The 15,659-nt window shown below is 52.9% G+C and carries 14 protein-coding genes; 11 read left to right on the forward strand and 3 right to left on the reverse strand.

From position 1 onward, the window contains the following. The first annotated feature begins 52 nt into the window (after positions 1-52). The gene (locus OEW58_01955) at positions 53-2,839 is read left to right on the forward strand and encodes a chemotaxis protein CheW (protein ID MDH5300110.1); all 2,787 of its coding nucleotides are present in this window, start codon (positions 53-55) and stop codon (positions 2,837-2,839) included. On the opposite strand, the gene OEW58_01960 is transcribed toward OEW58_01955, so the two are convergent. Further along, the gene (locus OEW58_01960) at positions 2,826-3,770 is read right to left on the reverse strand and encodes a 2-hydroxyacid dehydrogenase (protein ID MDH5300111.1); all 945 of its coding nucleotides are present in this window, start codon (positions 3,768-3,770) and stop codon (positions 2,826-2,828) included. The genes OEW58_01955 and OEW58_01960 overlap by 14 nt on opposite strands. A gap of 111 nt (positions 3,771-3,881) precedes the next feature. Here OEW58_01960 and OEW58_01965 point away from each other — a divergent pair, with 111 nt between their 5' ends. The 6 genes from OEW58_01965 to OEW58_01990 all read left to right on the forward strand — a co-directional run bounded on the left by OEW58_01965 (position 3,882) and on the right by OEW58_01990 (position 8,671). Further along, entirely contained in the window at positions 3,882-4,811 is a 930-nt protein-coding gene (locus tag OEW58_01965; GenBank protein ID MDH5300112.1) for an ABC transporter permease, read from the forward strand. Continuing rightward, complete coding sequence (locus OEW58_01970) at positions 4,811-5,608, forward strand: ABC transporter permease (GenBank protein ID MDH5300113.1); 798 nt, start codon at positions 4,811-4,813, stop codon at positions 5,606-5,608. The genes OEW58_01965 and OEW58_01970 overlap by 1 nt, the downstream gene beginning before the upstream one ends. A 15-nt stretch (positions 5,609-5,623) precedes the next feature. Next, complete coding sequence (nagZ, locus tag OEW58_01975) at positions 5,624-6,655, forward strand: beta-N-acetylhexosaminidase (GenBank protein ID MDH5300114.1); 1,032 nt, start codon at positions 5,624-5,626, stop codon at positions 6,653-6,655. Between the two features lie 219 nt (positions 6,656-6,874). Beyond that, on the forward strand, positions 6,875-7,243 hold the full coding sequence (locus tag OEW58_01980; GenBank protein MDH5300115.1) for a DsrE family protein: 369 nt from the start codon (positions 6,875-6,877) through the stop codon (positions 7,241-7,243). A gap of 128 nt (positions 7,244-7,371) precedes the next feature. Next, positions 7,372-7,932 carry a hypoxanthine-guanine phosphoribosyltransferase gene (locus tag OEW58_01985; GenBank protein MDH5300116.1) on the forward strand — a complete coding sequence of 187 codons (561 nt, stop codon included), beginning with the start codon at positions 7,372-7,374 and terminating at the stop codon, positions 7,930-7,932. Then, on the forward strand, positions 7,925-8,671 hold the full coding sequence (locus OEW58_01990; protein MDH5300117.1) for an S-methyl-5'-thioinosine phosphorylase: 747 nt from the start codon (positions 7,925-7,927) through the stop codon (positions 8,669-8,671). The genes OEW58_01985 and OEW58_01990 overlap by 8 nt, the downstream gene beginning before the upstream one ends. 2 nt (positions 8,672-8,673) lie before the next feature. Here OEW58_01990 and OEW58_01995 read toward each other — a convergent pair whose 3' ends face one another. Next, a complete protein-coding gene (locus tag OEW58_01995; GenBank protein ID MDH5300118.1) occupies positions 8,674-9,687 on the reverse strand; it encodes a peptidoglycan binding protein CsiV in 1,014 nt (337 codons plus the stop codon). Positions 9,688-9,798: 111 nt separating this feature from the next. On the opposite strand from OEW58_01995, the gene def reads away from it, so the two are divergent. Further along, on the forward strand, positions 9,799-10,350 hold the full coding sequence (gene def, locus OEW58_02000) for a peptide deformylase (protein ID MDH5300119.1): 552 nt from the start codon (positions 9,799-9,801) through the stop codon (positions 10,348-10,350). A 50-nt stretch (positions 10,351-10,400) separates the two neighbouring features. Here def and mfd read toward each other — a convergent pair whose 3' ends face one another. Then, complete coding sequence (gene mfd, locus OEW58_02005; protein MDH5300120.1) at positions 10,401-13,889, reverse strand: transcription-repair coupling factor; 3,489 nt, start codon at positions 13,887-13,889, stop codon at positions 10,401-10,403. 207 nt (positions 13,890-14,096) lie between these two features. Here mfd and OEW58_02010 point away from each other — a divergent pair, with 207 nt between their 5' ends. The 3 genes from OEW58_02010 (at position 14,097) to OEW58_02020 (ending at position 15,421) form a co-directional block, all read left to right on the forward strand. Further along, entirely contained in the window at positions 14,097-14,330 is a 234-nt protein-coding gene (locus tag OEW58_02010; protein ID MDH5300121.1) for a type II toxin-antitoxin system HicA family toxin, read from the forward strand. Between the two features lie 15 nt (positions 14,331-14,345). Beyond that, a complete protein-coding gene (locus OEW58_02015) occupies positions 14,346-14,789 on the forward strand; it encodes a type II toxin-antitoxin system HicB family antitoxin (protein ID MDH5300122.1) in 444 nt (147 codons plus the stop codon). A gap of 68 nt (positions 14,790-14,857) precedes the next feature. Then, positions 14,858-15,421, forward strand: a complete 564-nt coding sequence (locus tag OEW58_02020) for a hypothetical protein (GenBank protein ID MDH5300123.1) — start codon at positions 14,858-14,860, stop codon at positions 15,419-15,421. Positions 15,422-15,659 lie beyond the last annotated feature (238 nt).

Below are 15,659 nucleotides of genomic sequence, written 5' to 3' on the forward strand. Positions count from 1 at the left end.
TTTTAATATCTTCTTGCCGTTACTGTGGTTGGGATCCTCCCGGTCACAGTAAATGAAGCATACCGAGCAAAACGAAAAACTTCTCTTTTTCAGGGTTGGGCCGGTGACCTGCTGCACGCCGATTGGCGAAGTAGACAGTGTCGTCATGCCCGAACCGCTGGCCAGCATGCCCTATCACGCCGAAGGTGTGATGGGGATGTTTCATTACCGGGACAAAACCGTCGCGCTGTTGTCGCTGCATCACAAATTTGGTTTGCCTATACCCGATGATCCCTTGAGTGGTCGGTTTGTCGTCGCCTATACCGAGCATGGTTTGACGGGTTTTTGGGTGGATGAAGTTCTGGAAATCAGTTCGGATTATCCTGCCGACTGGAGTCCCGCGCCGTATTTTGATGGCCCCAGCCCGTTTGAAAAAACCTTGTACTGGCAAGAACGCATTTGTCTGTACAGCCGTTTCGACAAGTTGTTGACTACCCCCAGTGTAAATGCGCTGGCCCATTACGCACCGCAAGGTGATGTGGTGGCACAGGATGCCCCGGTTTTAGATGCTGTCGTATCGCCGCAGATTGAAGAGCCCGTGCCGGCAGCCCTTGTTTTGGTCGAAGGCGAGGATGTGCTGCCGGTCGGCGACGAACTGCTGGTTGACGAAACATCGCAGGCGCTTGCCGCCGAGATGCCGTCGCAGTTGTTGAGCGAACAGATTGAATTGCCACCGGCTCGGCCCGAGCTGTCGGATTCCACACCGACATTGATTTCCGAATCAGAGCCAGAGGCTGAACCCGAACCCGAGATTACCCAGGCGTCTGAACCTGAACTTGGGCCTAGGGCCGATCAGATGGCGCCTCTCGATGAGGTGCAGGCCGGCGAAGAGACGGACGACATTGTTGGGCTATTGGCTGCCAATGTAGAGGTTGCAGAAAACCCAGCCGTTCCTGTGCTTGACCCAGCGGCAGATCGTTCGGGACCCGCTGCTCGGGAGGTTGAATGGCCGGCGGCTGCGCGGGAAATGCACAGTGGATTTAGTCGTTACGCCGACGAATGGGATGGGCTGGCGGCCGATTGGAACAGTGAATTTCCGCCCATGCTGACGGATGTGGCTGAGTCGAATCGTCCAGTTTCCGAACTCGCCAGCCTGATTCCGGTGGACGATGTCTGCACCCCGTCAGACAGTTTGATCATTATGGCGGACAGTGATGTGCCCGTTGGCATTGGCGATTTGTCGGCGGAGTTTGCCCAGCATGCCGAGATCCTCAGTGAGATTGCTGCAGGGGGATTGTTGTCGGACGAGGTTCTGGAGTCTGCCGACGAGCATACTCCGCCAGACAGCTTGACCGTTGTGGCGGAGGGGGATGAGACAACGGAGCTTGATCAGCCTGCCGAGGCCGTTGGTGACATCATGGAGGCGGGTGACTTGCCGGGCGAGGTCGCGGATGACGTGGTATCGATGCCGTTGTCCACGCAAATGATTATTGCCGACGAAGTTGTGGATGATGCTACGCCCTGGACCGTCCCTGCAGAACTGGATGTGCCTGTGAGCAATGGTGATGTTGCGGATGAATTTACCAAGTTTGCCAGTGTGTTAAGTGAATTTGCTAATGTTGAATCGTCTGCTGCGCCCGCAGCGAAGAGCCATCCATCGCACGGCGTTTCACTGTCGCGGATTTTCCCGCTGGATACAGCCCCGGTAACTGAGCCACGTGACGCCAATCAAGTGCCGCAGGATCAAGCGCCGGTCGAAGATGACGATGAGATTTTGCCGTTGCCATGGAGTTCGGAGGTGGCGGAGGCGACGCCGGACAAGGTTGAGCAGATAGACGGTGAGGCACGGCAGTCTGCGCAGAATCCATGGGGGCCAACGACCCTGTTGGATGATAGCGATGTGGCGATGGATGCGGTGTCTGTGGGGTTGGTAGATGGTGATTCCAGATGTGAAGTTAAATCTAATATCATTGATATAACTACTGAAAAAGAAAAAAGAAAATCACACATTGTTTCTCGTGAAACACCGCTGTCACCGTCAAATCCTCCTGCGCGTTTGCGTGTGCCGGCGGTACGCGATTCAGCGGTGACGACGACGATTTCGGAGCTGGTTGATCTGGAATCTGAGCTGGACGAAAACGATTCCGTCCTCGTGACGGGAACGGTGGCTCAGAAACCACCGGCAGTGCCTCCTCGTCCCGTGGAGTCCAAGTCGGTTGCCGAGCCGTTTGAGGATACGCATCGTTCCGCCAAGATGCTGATCGACGACGACGGCGAGCCGGTGAACTATCTGGTTGGCGTGGTGGAACGCGCCCGCGAGCAATATGCGCAAATGCACCAGGCAGATCACCTAGTTCGGCGGCGTACCTCAGGACTGTTTAGTCGGTGGCGTCTGCTTGTGCTGTTGTTGATCCTGGGGGTGTTGATTGCCGGGGGCTTGGTCTGGTTTGGTGATGGGGCGCCAGATTCTGCGCTGAGAAATGTTCAATCGGAACCGGCGGCGGTGCCATCATCCTTACCCCCAGCGCAGAATGTGTCCAGTCTGGATACGCCTCGCAAGGCCATTGGCGATGAGCCGTTTGATATTCACTTGTCGCTGGTTGATGTGGCGTTGTTGCATCGCTATTTGTCCTATCAGGAGGATGGCCCACTGTGGTTTTCCATCGATAATCAGGTGATAGCGCCGTGGCAAACTTACCGGGTATTGCCCAACGACACCCTGTGGGACATTGCCCAGGCCTACCTCAACAATCCCTTTCGCTATGATGATTTGGCTCGCTGGAGCCAAATCAATAATCCCGACCGGATCTATCCCGGCGACAAAGTTCTCTACAAGCCGACTCCTGTTACATCACGTTGATGGGCGAGCCCGTGCGGAACGCGGTGATGTTGGCCGCGATTTGGTCGCATAGGCGTTGCCGTGCTTCGCGACTGGCCCAGGCAATATGGGGTGTGACGACCAGATTGGGAATGTCGTGTCTCAACATGGGATGGTCCGCTGATGGAGGCTCCTGGCTGAGGACGTCAACGCAGGCACCGCCAATGCTGCCTTGCTGCAGGGCCTGAATCAGGGCGGCTTCATCGACGATTCCGCCGCGTGCGGTGTTGATCAGCAGAGCGCCGGGTTTCATCATCGTCAGTTGTTTTGCACCGATCAGGTGGCGGGTTTGCTCGGTCAACGGGCAATGCAGACTCACCACATCGGCCTGTTGCAACAACTGGGGCAATGGCACACGGTCAGGGGCCGGATGCGAGCCCTGTGCGATCAGGACCTTCATACCAAACGCAGTGGCGATATTGGCCACTGAGCGACCAAGTTCACCGTAGCCGATAATGCCCAGGGTCTTGCCATGCAGCTCGGTGATGGGGAAATCCAGCAGACAAAAAAATGGGCTTTGGCTCCAGCGACCAGCGTGCACCGCGTGCTGGTAGTCCGGGGTGCGGGTGAAAAAATTCAGCATAAAACTGAACACCAGTTGCGTCACCGAGGGTGTCGCGTAACGGGTGACGTTGCAGACGGTGATGCCCAGTGCTTTTGCTGTCACCAAGTCGATGTTGTTGGTGCCGGTGGCGGCGACGCAGATCAGGCGAAGTTCTGGGCATTGCTGTAAGGTCTGACCATCAAGCACGATTTTATTGCTGATGGCAATTTGTTGGTTTTGCAGGGCAGGCAGTAATTCACGGGCAGCAGTGGTGGGGCGCAGTTGCAGCGCGTCCACGGCGTTATGCAGAGCATCAAACTGAATGTCGTTGTTGTCGACAGTTTGGCTATCCAAAAAAACGGCGCGCATAAGTTTTTCTCCCGCTGAGGTGTTTCGGTGATATTTTTGCATACAAAAGATCGGCTTAAGTTAGAATGCCGAAATGTTTCGGGTTTGGACAGAATAAAACGCTGGTTCTGAATGCTTAATTATATTGTTTCTCGCCTGCTGAGCGCCTTGGTTGTCGTACTGGGTGTGGTGTGTATCGTATTTTTCCTGATTCATCTGGTGCCGGGTGATCCCGTTGAAATGATGCTGGGTGAATCTGCTCGTCCGGCCGACCGCGAGGCACTGCGGGCAGCACTGGGGCTGGACAAACCACTGATGGTGCAATTCTGGGATTATTTGCGCGGACTGGCGCAGTTTAATCTGGGCGAATCACTGCACTTTCGTCGACCGATTACCGAATTACTCGCTGAACGCATTCCTGCCACCGCGCAACTGGCGGTGATTTCCCTGATCATCGCGATCGCATTTGCGCTGCCATTGGGTGTGCTGGCCGCGACCCACAAGGGCAAACTCGGCGATCATCTGGCCATGGGCTTCTCGTTGTCTGGTGTCTCCATTCCCAATTTCTGGATGGGACCGATCCTTATCATGATTTTTTCCATCTGGCTGGGGTGGTTGCCGGTGAGCGGCAAGGACGGCTGGGAATCCATCGTGCTGCCGGCGTTTACCCTGGGTACCGCCTTGGCGGCGATACTGGCGCGGATGATGCGCAGCACGTTGCTGGAAGTACTGGGCGAGGATTACATCCGTACCGCGCGCGCCAAGGGTCTGTCCGAGACGCTGGTGGTTTATCGTCACGGTGTGCGCAATGCGCTGCTGCCGGTGATTACCCTGGTGGGGTTGCAGTTGGGAACTTTGCTCGGTGGTGCGGTGATTACCGAAACCGTATTTTCCTGGCCCGGTGTCGGCCAGTTGACCATTGAGGCGATTCAGCGCCGCGATTATCCGGTGGTGCAGGCGTGCGTGCTGTTGATCAGTCTGGCTTACGTGGTGGTGAACATTTTGACAGATATTGTCTACGCCTGGGTTGATCCGCGGATTCGTTTGGGAGAGGGAGAATGATGCGCTGGTTTCCCTATGTCATTGTGGCGAGCTGGCTGGCGATGGCCGTGCTTGGACCGTGGTTGCCGCTGGAGCCGGATAAAGTCGACTTGCCGAATATTTTGCAGGGGCCGGTCAGTGGTGCCTGGTTGGGATACGATGATCTGGGACGACCGATTTGGGATCGTCTGGTCATGGGCGCGCAGACGTCGTTGTACGTTGCCGTTTGGGTGATGGTGATTTCATTTTTGATCGGTACGTTCATCGGCTCGGTCAGCGCCTATGTGGGTGGTTGGGTTGATCTGGTGGTGGTTCGGGTCATCGATATTTTTCTGGCCGTTCCCGGTATTTTGCTGGCGATTGCCTTTGCGGGCGTGATGGGGCCTGGGGTTGAAAACGTGGTCATCGCCTTGTCCATTGTTGGCTGGGTGGGGTATGCGCGCCTGAGTCGTGCGCAGATCATGGCGTTGAAACAGCGTGATCATGTGGTCGCAGCGGTGTCACTCGGTACCCGCCCCATGCGCATCATCAATCGGCATTTGCTGCCGCTGATCAGTGCGCCGCTGATTGTCGAAGCGACGTTTGGTATTGCCGGCGTGGTGATTGCCGAAGCCGGATTGTCGTTTTTGGGTCTGGGTGTCCAGCCTCCCGAAGCCTCCTGGGGCAGCATGATTCGTGATGGAACGCGCTACATGCTGGTAGCGCCACATATGGTGTTGGTACCAGGCATTGCCATGATGCTGGTGGTGCTGGCCGTGAATTTATTGGGTGACCAGTTACGCGATCGGCTGGATGTCCGGTCCCGTGACCGTCGGTAATAGAGGAAAAATATTATGGTACTAGGGCCATTGATGCTGGATTTGGAAGGCATCGAATTGGATCATGTGGAAAAAGAAATTCTGCGTCATCCGATGGTAGGTGGTTTGATTTTCTTCAAACGCAATTTTGAAAGCAAACAACAAATCACCGACCTGGTGCGTTGTGTGCGCGAACAGCGTCCTGAAATTTTGATCTGTGTGGACCACGAAGGCGGACGCGTACAACGGTTTCGCGAAGGCTTTGCACCACTGCCAGCGCTGCGCAAACTGGGACATTGGTTTGATCATGATCAGGCAAAAGCGAGCGCTGCTGCGGCTGAAATGGCATGGCTGATGGCGGTGGAATTGCGCGATGTGGGTATCGATTTCAGTTTTGCGCCGGTACTTGATCTGGATCACCAGCGCTGCCAGGTGATTGGCGATCGCGCGTTTCATCAGGACAAAGAAAAAGTCACCGCTCTGGCCAAGGCGTACGTTCGTGGCCTGCGTGAAGTCGGCATGGCCAATGTGGGCAAGCATTTTCCCGGACACGGTTATGTCAACGAAGATTCGCACCTGGAACTGCCGGTCGATCGTCGGGAATTAAATGATATCTGGAGCAACGACGTTTATCCGTTTGAACAGCTGAATGCGGAAGGTTTGCTGGACGCCGTGATGCCGGCGCATGTGGTGTACGAGCAGATCGACAGCCAGCCTGCTGGTTTTTCGCCGACCTGGATTCGCGAACTGCTGCGCGGCCGTATGGGGTTTGACGGTGTTGTTTTCAGCGACGATTTGAACATGGCCGCAGCTCATGTTGCTGGCAATTTTGCAGATCGTGCCGAAGCGGCAATCCAGGCGGGTTGTGACATGATTTTGGTGTGCAATAATCGTAAAGGCGCTGTTGAGGTGTTGGACAAATACCGTTGGACGCTCGATACAACCTCAACCCAGCGCCTGGAAAGAATGCGTGCCAAGCCAATGTCATCCGCTTCCAGTCGTGCCGATGTTCGTCGCCACCAAAATGCGTTGGCCTTGGCTGATCACATCAATCAGTCTAAGGTTTAAGAAAAGACACAGAAATATTTAACTGTGCAAAATAGAGGTAAAGTCGGCGCGATTTGGTCCGCTAATTAATATCGTCGAATGCTAATATACCGTCATGCTGCGGTGTCTAATCGACTGAAACGGCACACAAATTGAATATTAGTAATTGCTAATTTTTGTAGGATAATTTTTGGGCCCGGCGGAAACCGTTGCCACGGAACATTAACACTGGAGAATCACATGGCGGATAAACTATTAATCATCATGGTTAACACTGATCCTAAAAATCCATCCGAGCTGGGCGCCCCGTTTTTTCAGGCCACCGTTGCTGCAGCGATGGAGTTTGACGTGGAAGTCATTTTGACGGGACGGGCTGGCGAGCTGGCCAAGAAGGGCGTTGCCGAAAACCTGTTCGTACAGGAAGGCAGCACCAAGAGCGTATACGAATTCATCAAAGATGCCCATGAGGCGGGTGCGGTGTTCAAAGTTTGTACACCGACGCTGGATTTGTGGGGAGACGATTTGATTCCTGAAATCGAAGAAACCGTGGGCGGTGCCTACGTCATCAGCGAAGCGATGGATGATGACACGGTGACTTTCACCTACTAGTCCGGATTGCCTTTAAGGCAATTTTTGTTGGCAGAATAACGCGCCCTGGTTGTGTCATCACAACCAGGGCGTTGTTTTACGGGTTCGCCAAGCGGTATACTTTTTCCTTTTTTCCCAGGGGTTAGGGCATGGCCATTAGTGCAGACACCGCTCGCGGTGTGTTACAGCGCGCTGAGCTGATTATTTCCAAACAGGAACTTTCCCTGGCATTGGATGACATGGCGCAAAAGGTGGAACATCAGCTGGGTGACAAAAATCCCCTTGTGCTGGTGTTGATGACAGGTGGATTGATTCCCGCCAGTGAAATGTTGTTGCGCATGCGGTTTCCGCTTGAACTCGATTACATCCACGCGACGCGTTATGGAGATTTGACGCAGGGCACAGAGCTTCGCTGGATCGCCGAGCCGAAGAAAAATCTGGCAGGGCGTCATGTGTTGATCATCGATGACATTCTCGACGAGGGACAGACGCTGGCTGCAATCATCCAGTTCTGTCACAAGCAAAAAGCAGCTTCTGTGAGTACTGCGGTATTAGTGGAAAAAATTCACACCCGCAAAGTACCAAATCTCAAGCCAGACTATTGTGGTGCAACCGTTCCAGACCGTTACGTGTTTGGCTTTGGCATGGACTACAAGGGTTTCTGGCGCAATCTTCCCGAAATCTACGCAGCAGACAAAAAAGATGAGTAAAAAACTGGTTGGTATTATTGGTGGTACGGGCTTGACCAGCCTGGAGAATTTAAAAATTCTGAATCGGGAAATCATGCACACGCCTTACGGTGAACCCTCCGGTCCACTGGTGCACGGCGAATTGGCTGGCAAAGAAGTGCTGTTTTTGCCGCGTCATGGCGCGGGACACACTATTCCACCGCACAAGATTAACTATCGCGCTAATTTGTGGGCGTTGAAAGAAGCGGGCGTGGATCGCGTGGTTGCAGTTGCTGCGGTAGGCGGTATTCGCGCAGACATGCTGCCGAAAAAAATCATGATTCCCGATCAGATCATTGATTACACCTGGGGACGGATCAACACCTATTTTGAAGAAGGTTTGAGTCATGTGACTCACATCGACTTCAGCTATCCGTACAGCCAGTCGCTGCGCGAGCAAATCATTGCCGTTTGTCGCGACCTGAAAATGGATGCAGCGGAAACAGGCTGTTACGCTGCCACCCAGGGTCCACGTTTGGAAACCGCTGCAGAAATTAACAAATACGAACGCGATGGTTGTGACATCGTGGGTATGACTGCGATGCCTGAAGCGGCATTGGCGCGTGAACTGGAACTGGAATATGCCGCCATTGCGGTGGTTGCCAATGAAGCCGCTGGACGTTGCCCAGACGATTTGACCATGGAAATGATCGTCGAAAATCTGGACGAGGGCATGGCCAAGGTCAGACGTATTCTTGCCGAGTTGCTAATCCGTGTATAGTGCTAACGCCCGCCCAAGGCACGTGATGCTTTGGGCGTGGTATCCACCTTGGGTGCTGGTTTAGCGGGGGCCTTTTCATAGGCAGTGACTTTGGCCAGTACGCCGAACAGCGGGTGGTCAAAAAAGTAAACCTGATTGCTGCGCAGGCGACGTGAGTCTTGAATGCGGTAATCGGCAATCGCTGGCGTCATCAATTTGGTCAACGGTTCTGGTGGCAGTTTGACGCCGGCATCGGCGAACGCTAAACCTTTCAGATTGTCGTCACTGATGCGGCCAGCCGTTTTGGTCGTGTTGCGGCGATAGGTGACATCCACCATCAAATGCAGATAGCGCGACCATTTGACGCCAACCGTACCGAACACCAGGTTGGTTGACGGGCCGACTTTGGTCACAGGAATGCTGTTGAGCACAGGATCAACGGCAATTTCTTCTGCCTCACCGGCTTTGGATTGTTGCTCCTCCGCCTTCATGGCTTGCTGCAGCAGCTTTTCGGCGTCGCCCGAGGGGCTGGGGGCGGGTACCAGGGGTTGGGTTGCCCCAGACTTCACCGTGGCCTGTTCCCATTGAATTTCTTCCTCGGACTGGTAACCCATGGTTTGCGGGTCTACGGTCTGGTCATTGATCATGACCGGCATAGGGTCAACGTCACGGTCAACCTGCTGGATCCATGCTTTGTGCAGCAACAGGTGGTATTCGGGGCTGGCGGCCAGTCTTTCAGCTACCTCGACCAGACCAGACTGTGGGGTGGGCACCCCCTGAACGTATTTGTCAGGCTTGGATTCGGCGGTCATCGCCGCGATTTCGGGGGGGTAGAGAATTTCAGCGGCATCCGCCATTTCGGAATTTTGACCAACCGGGCGCCAGATTTCGTGGTTCTTGGTGTTGTTGGCGTAAGAAAACACCACGACATCAATTTGGTACCAGCGGCTGTTTTTATCTTCTGCCGGGGCGGCGCTTGAGTCGAAAGCGACAAACAACATCAAAGCAGTAGCAGACGACATGAAGAATTTGTGCATGGGCATCATAATTCCGTGGCAAGGTGCGAGTAAGGCAATGATTCTACATGATATCCTAGTCGGGTAAAACAACGTCTGTCTGCTGGACAGACCCGTCAACTGAGGTGTTTCATGAACCAATACAAAGTGCTGCGCTGGGGAGATTCCCGCCTGATCACTCCAAGCGTGGAAGTCGAAGATCCCACAGGCGCTACCATGAAGAAGATTATCGACATCATGTGGCAAGTCATGAAGGATTACAATGGCGTCGGTTTGGCCGCTCCGCAGATCGGCATCAACCTGCGCCTGATGATCTTTGGCCTGGAAAAAAGCGATCGCTATCCCGACGCCGAGGCCGTGGAGCCGACCGTGCTGATCAACCCCGGCTGGGAGCCGCTCAGCGACGAAATTGAACCGGGCTGGGAAGGCTGCCTGAGCATCCCCGACATGAACGGCATCGTGCCGCGCTATCGGCAGATTCGTTATTGGGGCCTGAACGAAAGAGGCGAGAAGATCGAGCGCGAAGTCAGCGATTTCCATGCCCGCGTGTTTCAGCACGAATACGATCACCTGGATGGCATCCTTTATCCCATGCGCATCGAAGATCTGGCCGACTTTGGTTTCCGTACTGAACTGGAAGCCTCGGGCAGATTTGGCCGCAACGAGGACATACCGGAGGAATAAAACTCCGGTTGTGATTTGTGTATGGTGCGCACCCTACGGGTGGATAAAGGCTACGCCACAAACTCCCGCATCAAATTCTGCAATTTCTCTACGCGCTCTTTCGCGGTGGCGTATTCGCCCAGCACGCGCAATTTGTCCTGGCCATCCATTTTGTACAGCATAGGTTTGGTTTGAATCAGTTTGATGATCTTCATCGGGTCGATGTTGGGTCGTTCGGTGAAAATAATCCGGCCGCCCTTGGCGCCAAATTCGATTTTCAGAATGCCGAGCGGATTGGCTTGCAGTTTTAGTTCGGTAATGGTGATCAGCATCTTCAACTGATCAGGCATCAGGCCGAAGCGATCGATAATTTCCACCTGCAATTCGCGCAATTCTTCTTTGTCCTGGCAGTTGGCGATGCGTTTGTACAACGTCAAGCGCGCATGAACGTCGGGCAGATAATCGTCGGGGATGAGCGCCGGAGTTTGCAGATCAACCTCGGCACCGTGATCCAGCGGACGATCCAGTTCAGGTTGTTTGCCTTCCTTGAGTGATTTAACCGCGCGTTGCAGCAAATCGTTGTACATCGAGAAGCCGACTTCGTGGATCTGGCCACTTTGTTCTTCGCCCAGCAATTCGCCAGCGCCACGAATTTCCAAGTCGTGAGTTGCCAACATAAAACCGGCGCCAAGATTTTCCAGTGATTCGATCGCTTCCAGACGTTTTTCGGCATCCGGTGTCAGTGTTTTGCGATTGGGAATCAACAAATAGGCATAGGCGCGGTGGTGCGAGCGACCCACGCGTCCGCGCAGCTGATGCAACTGCGCCAAGCCGAGTTTGTCCGCACGGTTGATGATAATTGTGTTGGCGGTGGGAATATCGATACCGCTTTCGATGATGGTGGTACAGACCAGAATGTTGAAACGGCGATGATAAAAATCGCTCATCACCATTTCCAGCTCACGCTCACGCATCTGACCGTGAGCAAATTCCACCTTCGCATCGGGAACCAGTTCCGCAAGTTCGCGGGAAGTGCGTTCGATGCTTTCCACATCGTTGTGCAGAAAATACACCTGGCCGCCGCGTTTTAATTCGCGCGTACAGGCTTCTTTGATCAAGCCATCGTCCCACTGACTGACGAATGTTTTTACCGCCAGGCGCTGTGCCGGTGGTGTGGCGATAATCGACAAATCGCGCAGTCCAGCCAGTGACATATTCAACGTGCGTGGAATCGGTGTCGCGGTCAGGGTCAGCAAATCTACATTGGCACACAGTGCCTTGAGTTTTTCTTTTTGGCGAACACCAAAACGGTGCTCTTCGTCGACGATCACCAGTCCAAGATTGGAATATTTGATGTCTTCGTTAAGCAGTTTGTGTGTGCCGATGACGATATCCACCTTGCCGGACTTCAAACCAGCAATAACGTCGGTTTGTTCTTTTTTGCTGCGGAAGCGTGACAATAATTCAATTTTGAATGGCCAATCAGCAAAACGGTCGAGATAATTTTCATAGTGTTGTTGTGCCAGCAGCGTGGTGGGAACCAGCAGCACCACTTGTTTGCCACCGTTGGCCGCAACGAAGGCCGCGCGCATTGACACTTCGGTTTTGCCAAAGCCTACATCGCCGCAGACAACGCGATCCATGGGCCGTTTGCGCTGCATGTCGCTGAGTACGGCTTCGATAGCTGTTTGTTGGTCGGGCGTTTCTTCAAACGGGAAACTGGCGGCAAAGGTGGCGTAATCTTCGTCGTGGGTGCGGAATGCATGTCCCTGACTGGCTTCGCGGCGGGCAAAAATTTCCAGCAGTTCGGCGGCAACGTCGTGGGCTTTTTCAGCGGCGCGTTTTTTGGCGCGATCCCATTGATCAGTGCCGAGTCTGTGCAGCGGAGCGTTTTCTGGCGCCGCGCCGGTGTAGCGGCTGATCAAGTGCAGCGAGGATACGGGGACATATAATTTGTCGCCGTTAGCGTATTCCAGCGTCAGATATTCCGCAACATTGCCACCCAGTTCGAGTTTTTGCAGACCCAGATAGCGGCCCACGCCATGATCCTGATGCACGACCGGCGAGCCGATATTCAGCTCGGTCAGGTTGCGAACAATGTTGTCGGCATCGCGCTGTTGTTTGTTGCGGCGTCGACGTTGCTGGACACGCTCGCCAAACAATTGCGCTTCGGTGATCAGTGCGATTTTTGGATTGTCCAGCACCAGACCGCTTTCCAGAGGTGCGACGGTGAGTCCCAGCATGGTTTGGGATTGGGCAAATTCCTGCCAGTGTTTGCAACTGGCGGGAACAATGCCGTAATTGCGCAGCATTTCCAGTAATACTTCGCGACGTCCTTCGCTTTCGGCGACGAACAGTACGCGGCCACCGAAGTCGCGAATAAATGCGGTCAACGCATCCGCAGGTTGTTCTGTGCGCGCATTGAACGCGAGCTTGGGTAGTGCCAGGGTGGCGAAATTGCTGAAGCGTTTGTTTTGCAGATCGTTGGCTTCAAAATTTTGCAGCTGCAGTGAGGGCAGTGCGTTGAGTCGTTGCATCACCTCATCAGGGCGCAAATATAATTTGCTTGGCTCCAGAATCGGGCGCTCGATATCGTAGCGGCGCTGCTCGTAGCGATCTTCGATGTCGGTAAATAATTTTGTCGTGGCATCGGCAGCGTGAGTGGTGCGGATGACCAAGGTATTTTTCGGCAAATAATCGAACAGGCTGGCCAGCTCGTCAAAAAACAACGGCAGATAATATTCCACGCCGTTGGGAATGTGGCCTTTGCTGACTTCACGATAGATTTGATTTTTTTGCGGATCGCCTTCAAACATGTCCAGGTAGGCGCGGCGAAAACGGGTGATGGCTTGATCGGTGAACGGAAACTCACGCGCAGGCAATAAGCGAACCTGCTCGATTTTCTTTTCGGTGCGCTGGGTTTCCACATCAAACAGGCGAATGCTGTCAATTTCGTCGTCAAACAAATCCAGACGGATGGGTTGTGTGCTGCCGCTGGGGAATAAATCGATGATGGAGCCGCGCACCGCAAATTCGCCATGATCCATGACTTGCGAAACGGCGTTGTAGCCGCTGGTCGTGAGATTGGTGCGCAATTGTTCGATGTTGATGCGATCGCCAGTGTTGATCACCAGACTGTTGCCGACCACGAATTCTTTGGGGCAGAGGCGTTGCATCAGGGTGGCGACGGGGACGATGAGTACGCCGCGCGGCGTTTGCGGCAGACGGTACAGGGCTTCCAGGCGCTGCGAAACGATGTCCTGATGGGGCGAGAACACGTCGTAGGGCAGGGTTTCCCAGTCGGGGAAGGCCAGGATCGGCGTGTTTTCCACCCCGCGCAGGTAAAACTGCAGCTGTTCTTCCAGACGGTTGGCGCTGCTGGTGTCCTCGGCCAATACGACCACCACCCCGTTGTGGGCCTTGGCTTGTTCGGCGATCAACAGCCCCATGCTGCTGCCGTACAGGCTGGCGCACAGGTGTGGTTGCGGGCCGGGAGCGGCGCTGGGCAACTGGAAAATGCTCTGTTTATCCGCTGAAGGGGCGTGGGTATCCGTCGACATGGGGTGTTTTACGGCTCTGGTCTGTCAAAAAGAACCGCATTTTCGCATATTTGGCGGAGGGGGTGTAGGGAGGCTGAGGCGTTACAGTCGGTTAGATCTAAGCGGATGAGTAGGGCTTTTCACCGTTTTCGCATAGTTTTATCTGAGCAAAACAAAAAATATAATTGAAAATCGGACTAAAACGTCCGATACTGGTGATTGCAGCGCATGGATGACAACAGCATGAATGGAAACGAGCTGATTAAGCGACTTAAAGAGCTGGCAAAGCAACGGGGATGCGAGATTCGTCTAGATTCAAAACACGGCAAGGGCTCTCACGCGACACTTTATTTTGGTGATCGACGAACCACTATCAAGGATAGGAAAAAGGAAATCGGTCCTGGGCTGCTAAAGAGCATGCTCGATGATCTTGGTTTGAGTAAGAAAGACATTAATCAATAAATTTAGGAGATGACTATGCAACTCGCATATCCCGCTGACGTCAGCGTCGATGAAGAAGGTTTTTATTTAATTAAGTTTTCCGGTGTTCACGGTGCCGCTACCGATGGCGAAACTATGGAAGAGGCGATCGATAATGCCTACGAATGTATTGCTGAAGCGATTGCTTCAGTGATGGCAGAAAAAGAACCATTGCCTTTGCCACAAAAACCTAAGGAGGGGCAGATTGTTATTCCACTTCCTTCGGATTTGGCATTGAAAGCCAGCTTTTATTTTTTGGCGAAACAGAGTGGTGAGCCTAATACTGCTTTGGCTAAAAAACTTGGTATGGACGAAAAGGAAGTACGTCGTATGATGGACCCGTATTATGGCACCAAGACACCAAAGTTGTGGGAGGCGATTAAAAAGCTGGGTGGCGAGATTACTGTTTGTTTGGATGTGAAGCGGGGAAGGGCAGCATGATGTATTGCTTGAATATTAGTCTATTTTTCGATGAAAATTCTTTTATTTAACGAGCCGCGGATTTAAATATGTTGTTAATATCGAGAAGAATGTACGCAATTATATTTTTCCTTTGCATTGTAAAGGCTGCATACGCAGAGCCTAGTTTATCTGTCCGTTATCTCATCAATGAGCCTGTTTCATTGTTGGATTGGGGAACATATTTTCTAAAAAAAGACCTTGAAAATAGTATAAAGCAAACTGACTCGGCACCCGCAGTCCGGTTTGTTGACGTTGATTATGACTACGAAAAAAATATGATTATTTTGCAAATAAGGTATCACATTAAAACAGGGGAGCTTTCTCATGTGGTAATAAAAGACTTTTGCAGGTCTCTCTTGAATACCGTTAGATTAGAAATGTATGTAGATCCAAAAACGGGGAAGCTACAATTTCCAACGTTAAAACAATCTAAAGTAAGCGAGTATTTTTTTCATAACGGATACCATGACGCCAATCAGCCGGAAACTCTTGCATCGGATATCGACCGCATAACTAATATTGATGTTGGTGTGTGGCGAGGAAATGAGTTTGTAAATTGTAAAGGTGAGCTAATGGGAAGTGATATTTATTACATGGGTAGTGAAAAATAAAGTTTTGATCTAATTACCACGCTCCTGCGTTGGAATGCATGTAGACCGTCAAGTAGACAGTTAGATATGGGGTCTCACAGAGGATTATGGGAGCCAGCGTCAGAGCAGATGCTTCATACGGTACTGTTCATAATTCTGTGTCATTTCTTTAAACTACACCAAAAAGAGATGAAACATGACCCACAAAATTCAATTCGACATGGACGCAGCCATCCAGGCCTTGCGTGAAGGAAAAGAC

Source organism: Gammaproteobacteria bacterium (genome assembly GCA_029884425.1).
GTDB lineage: Bacteria > Pseudomonadota > Gammaproteobacteria > S012-40 > S012-40 > JAOUHV01.

Excerpts from the sequence above, each read along its gene's own strand:
- OEW58_01955 (MDH5300110.1), top strand. The coding sequence starts at position 53 with ATGAAGCATACCGAGCAAAACGAAAAACTTCTCTTTTTCAGGGTTGGG.
- OEW58_01960 (MDH5300111.1), bottom strand. The coding sequence starts at position 3,770 with ATGCGCGCCGTTTTTTTGGATAGCCAAACTGTCGACAACAACGACATT.
- OEW58_01965 (MDH5300112.1), top strand. The coding sequence starts at position 3,882 with ATGCTTAATTATATTGTTTCTCGCCTGCTGAGCGCCTTGGTTGTCGTA.
- OEW58_01970 (MDH5300113.1), top strand. The coding sequence starts at position 4,811 with ATGCGCTGGTTTCCCTATGTCATTGTGGCGAGCTGGCTGGCGATGGCC.
- nagZ (MDH5300114.1), top strand. The coding sequence starts at position 5,624 with ATGGTACTAGGGCCATTGATGCTGGATTTGGAAGGCATCGAATTGGAT.
- OEW58_01980 (MDH5300115.1), top strand. The coding sequence starts at position 6,875 with ATGGCGGATAAACTATTAATCATCATGGTTAACACTGATCCTAAAAAT.
- OEW58_01985 (MDH5300116.1), top strand. The coding sequence starts at position 7,372 with ATGGCCATTAGTGCAGACACCGCTCGCGGTGTGTTACAGCGCGCTGAG.
- OEW58_01990 (MDH5300117.1), top strand. The coding sequence starts at position 7,925 with ATGAGTAAAAAACTGGTTGGTATTATTGGTGGTACGGGCTTGACCAGC.
- OEW58_01995 (MDH5300118.1), bottom strand. The coding sequence starts at position 9,687 with ATGCACAAATTCTTCATGTCGTCTGCTACTGCTTTGATGTTGTTTGTC.
- def (MDH5300119.1), top strand. The coding sequence starts at position 9,799 with ATGAACCAATACAAAGTGCTGCGCTGGGGAGATTCCCGCCTGATCACT.
- mfd (MDH5300120.1), bottom strand. The coding sequence starts at position 13,889 with ATGTCGACGGATACCCACGCCCCTTCAGCGGATAAACAGAGCATTTTC.
- OEW58_02010 (MDH5300121.1), top strand. The coding sequence starts at position 14,097 with ATGGATGACAACAGCATGAATGGAAACGAGCTGATTAAGCGACTTAAA.
- OEW58_02015 (MDH5300122.1), top strand. The coding sequence starts at position 14,346 with ATGCAACTCGCATATCCCGCTGACGTCAGCGTCGATGAAGAAGGTTTT.
- OEW58_02020 (MDH5300123.1), top strand. The coding sequence starts at position 14,858 with ATGTTGTTAATATCGAGAAGAATGTACGCAATTATATTTTTCCTTTGC.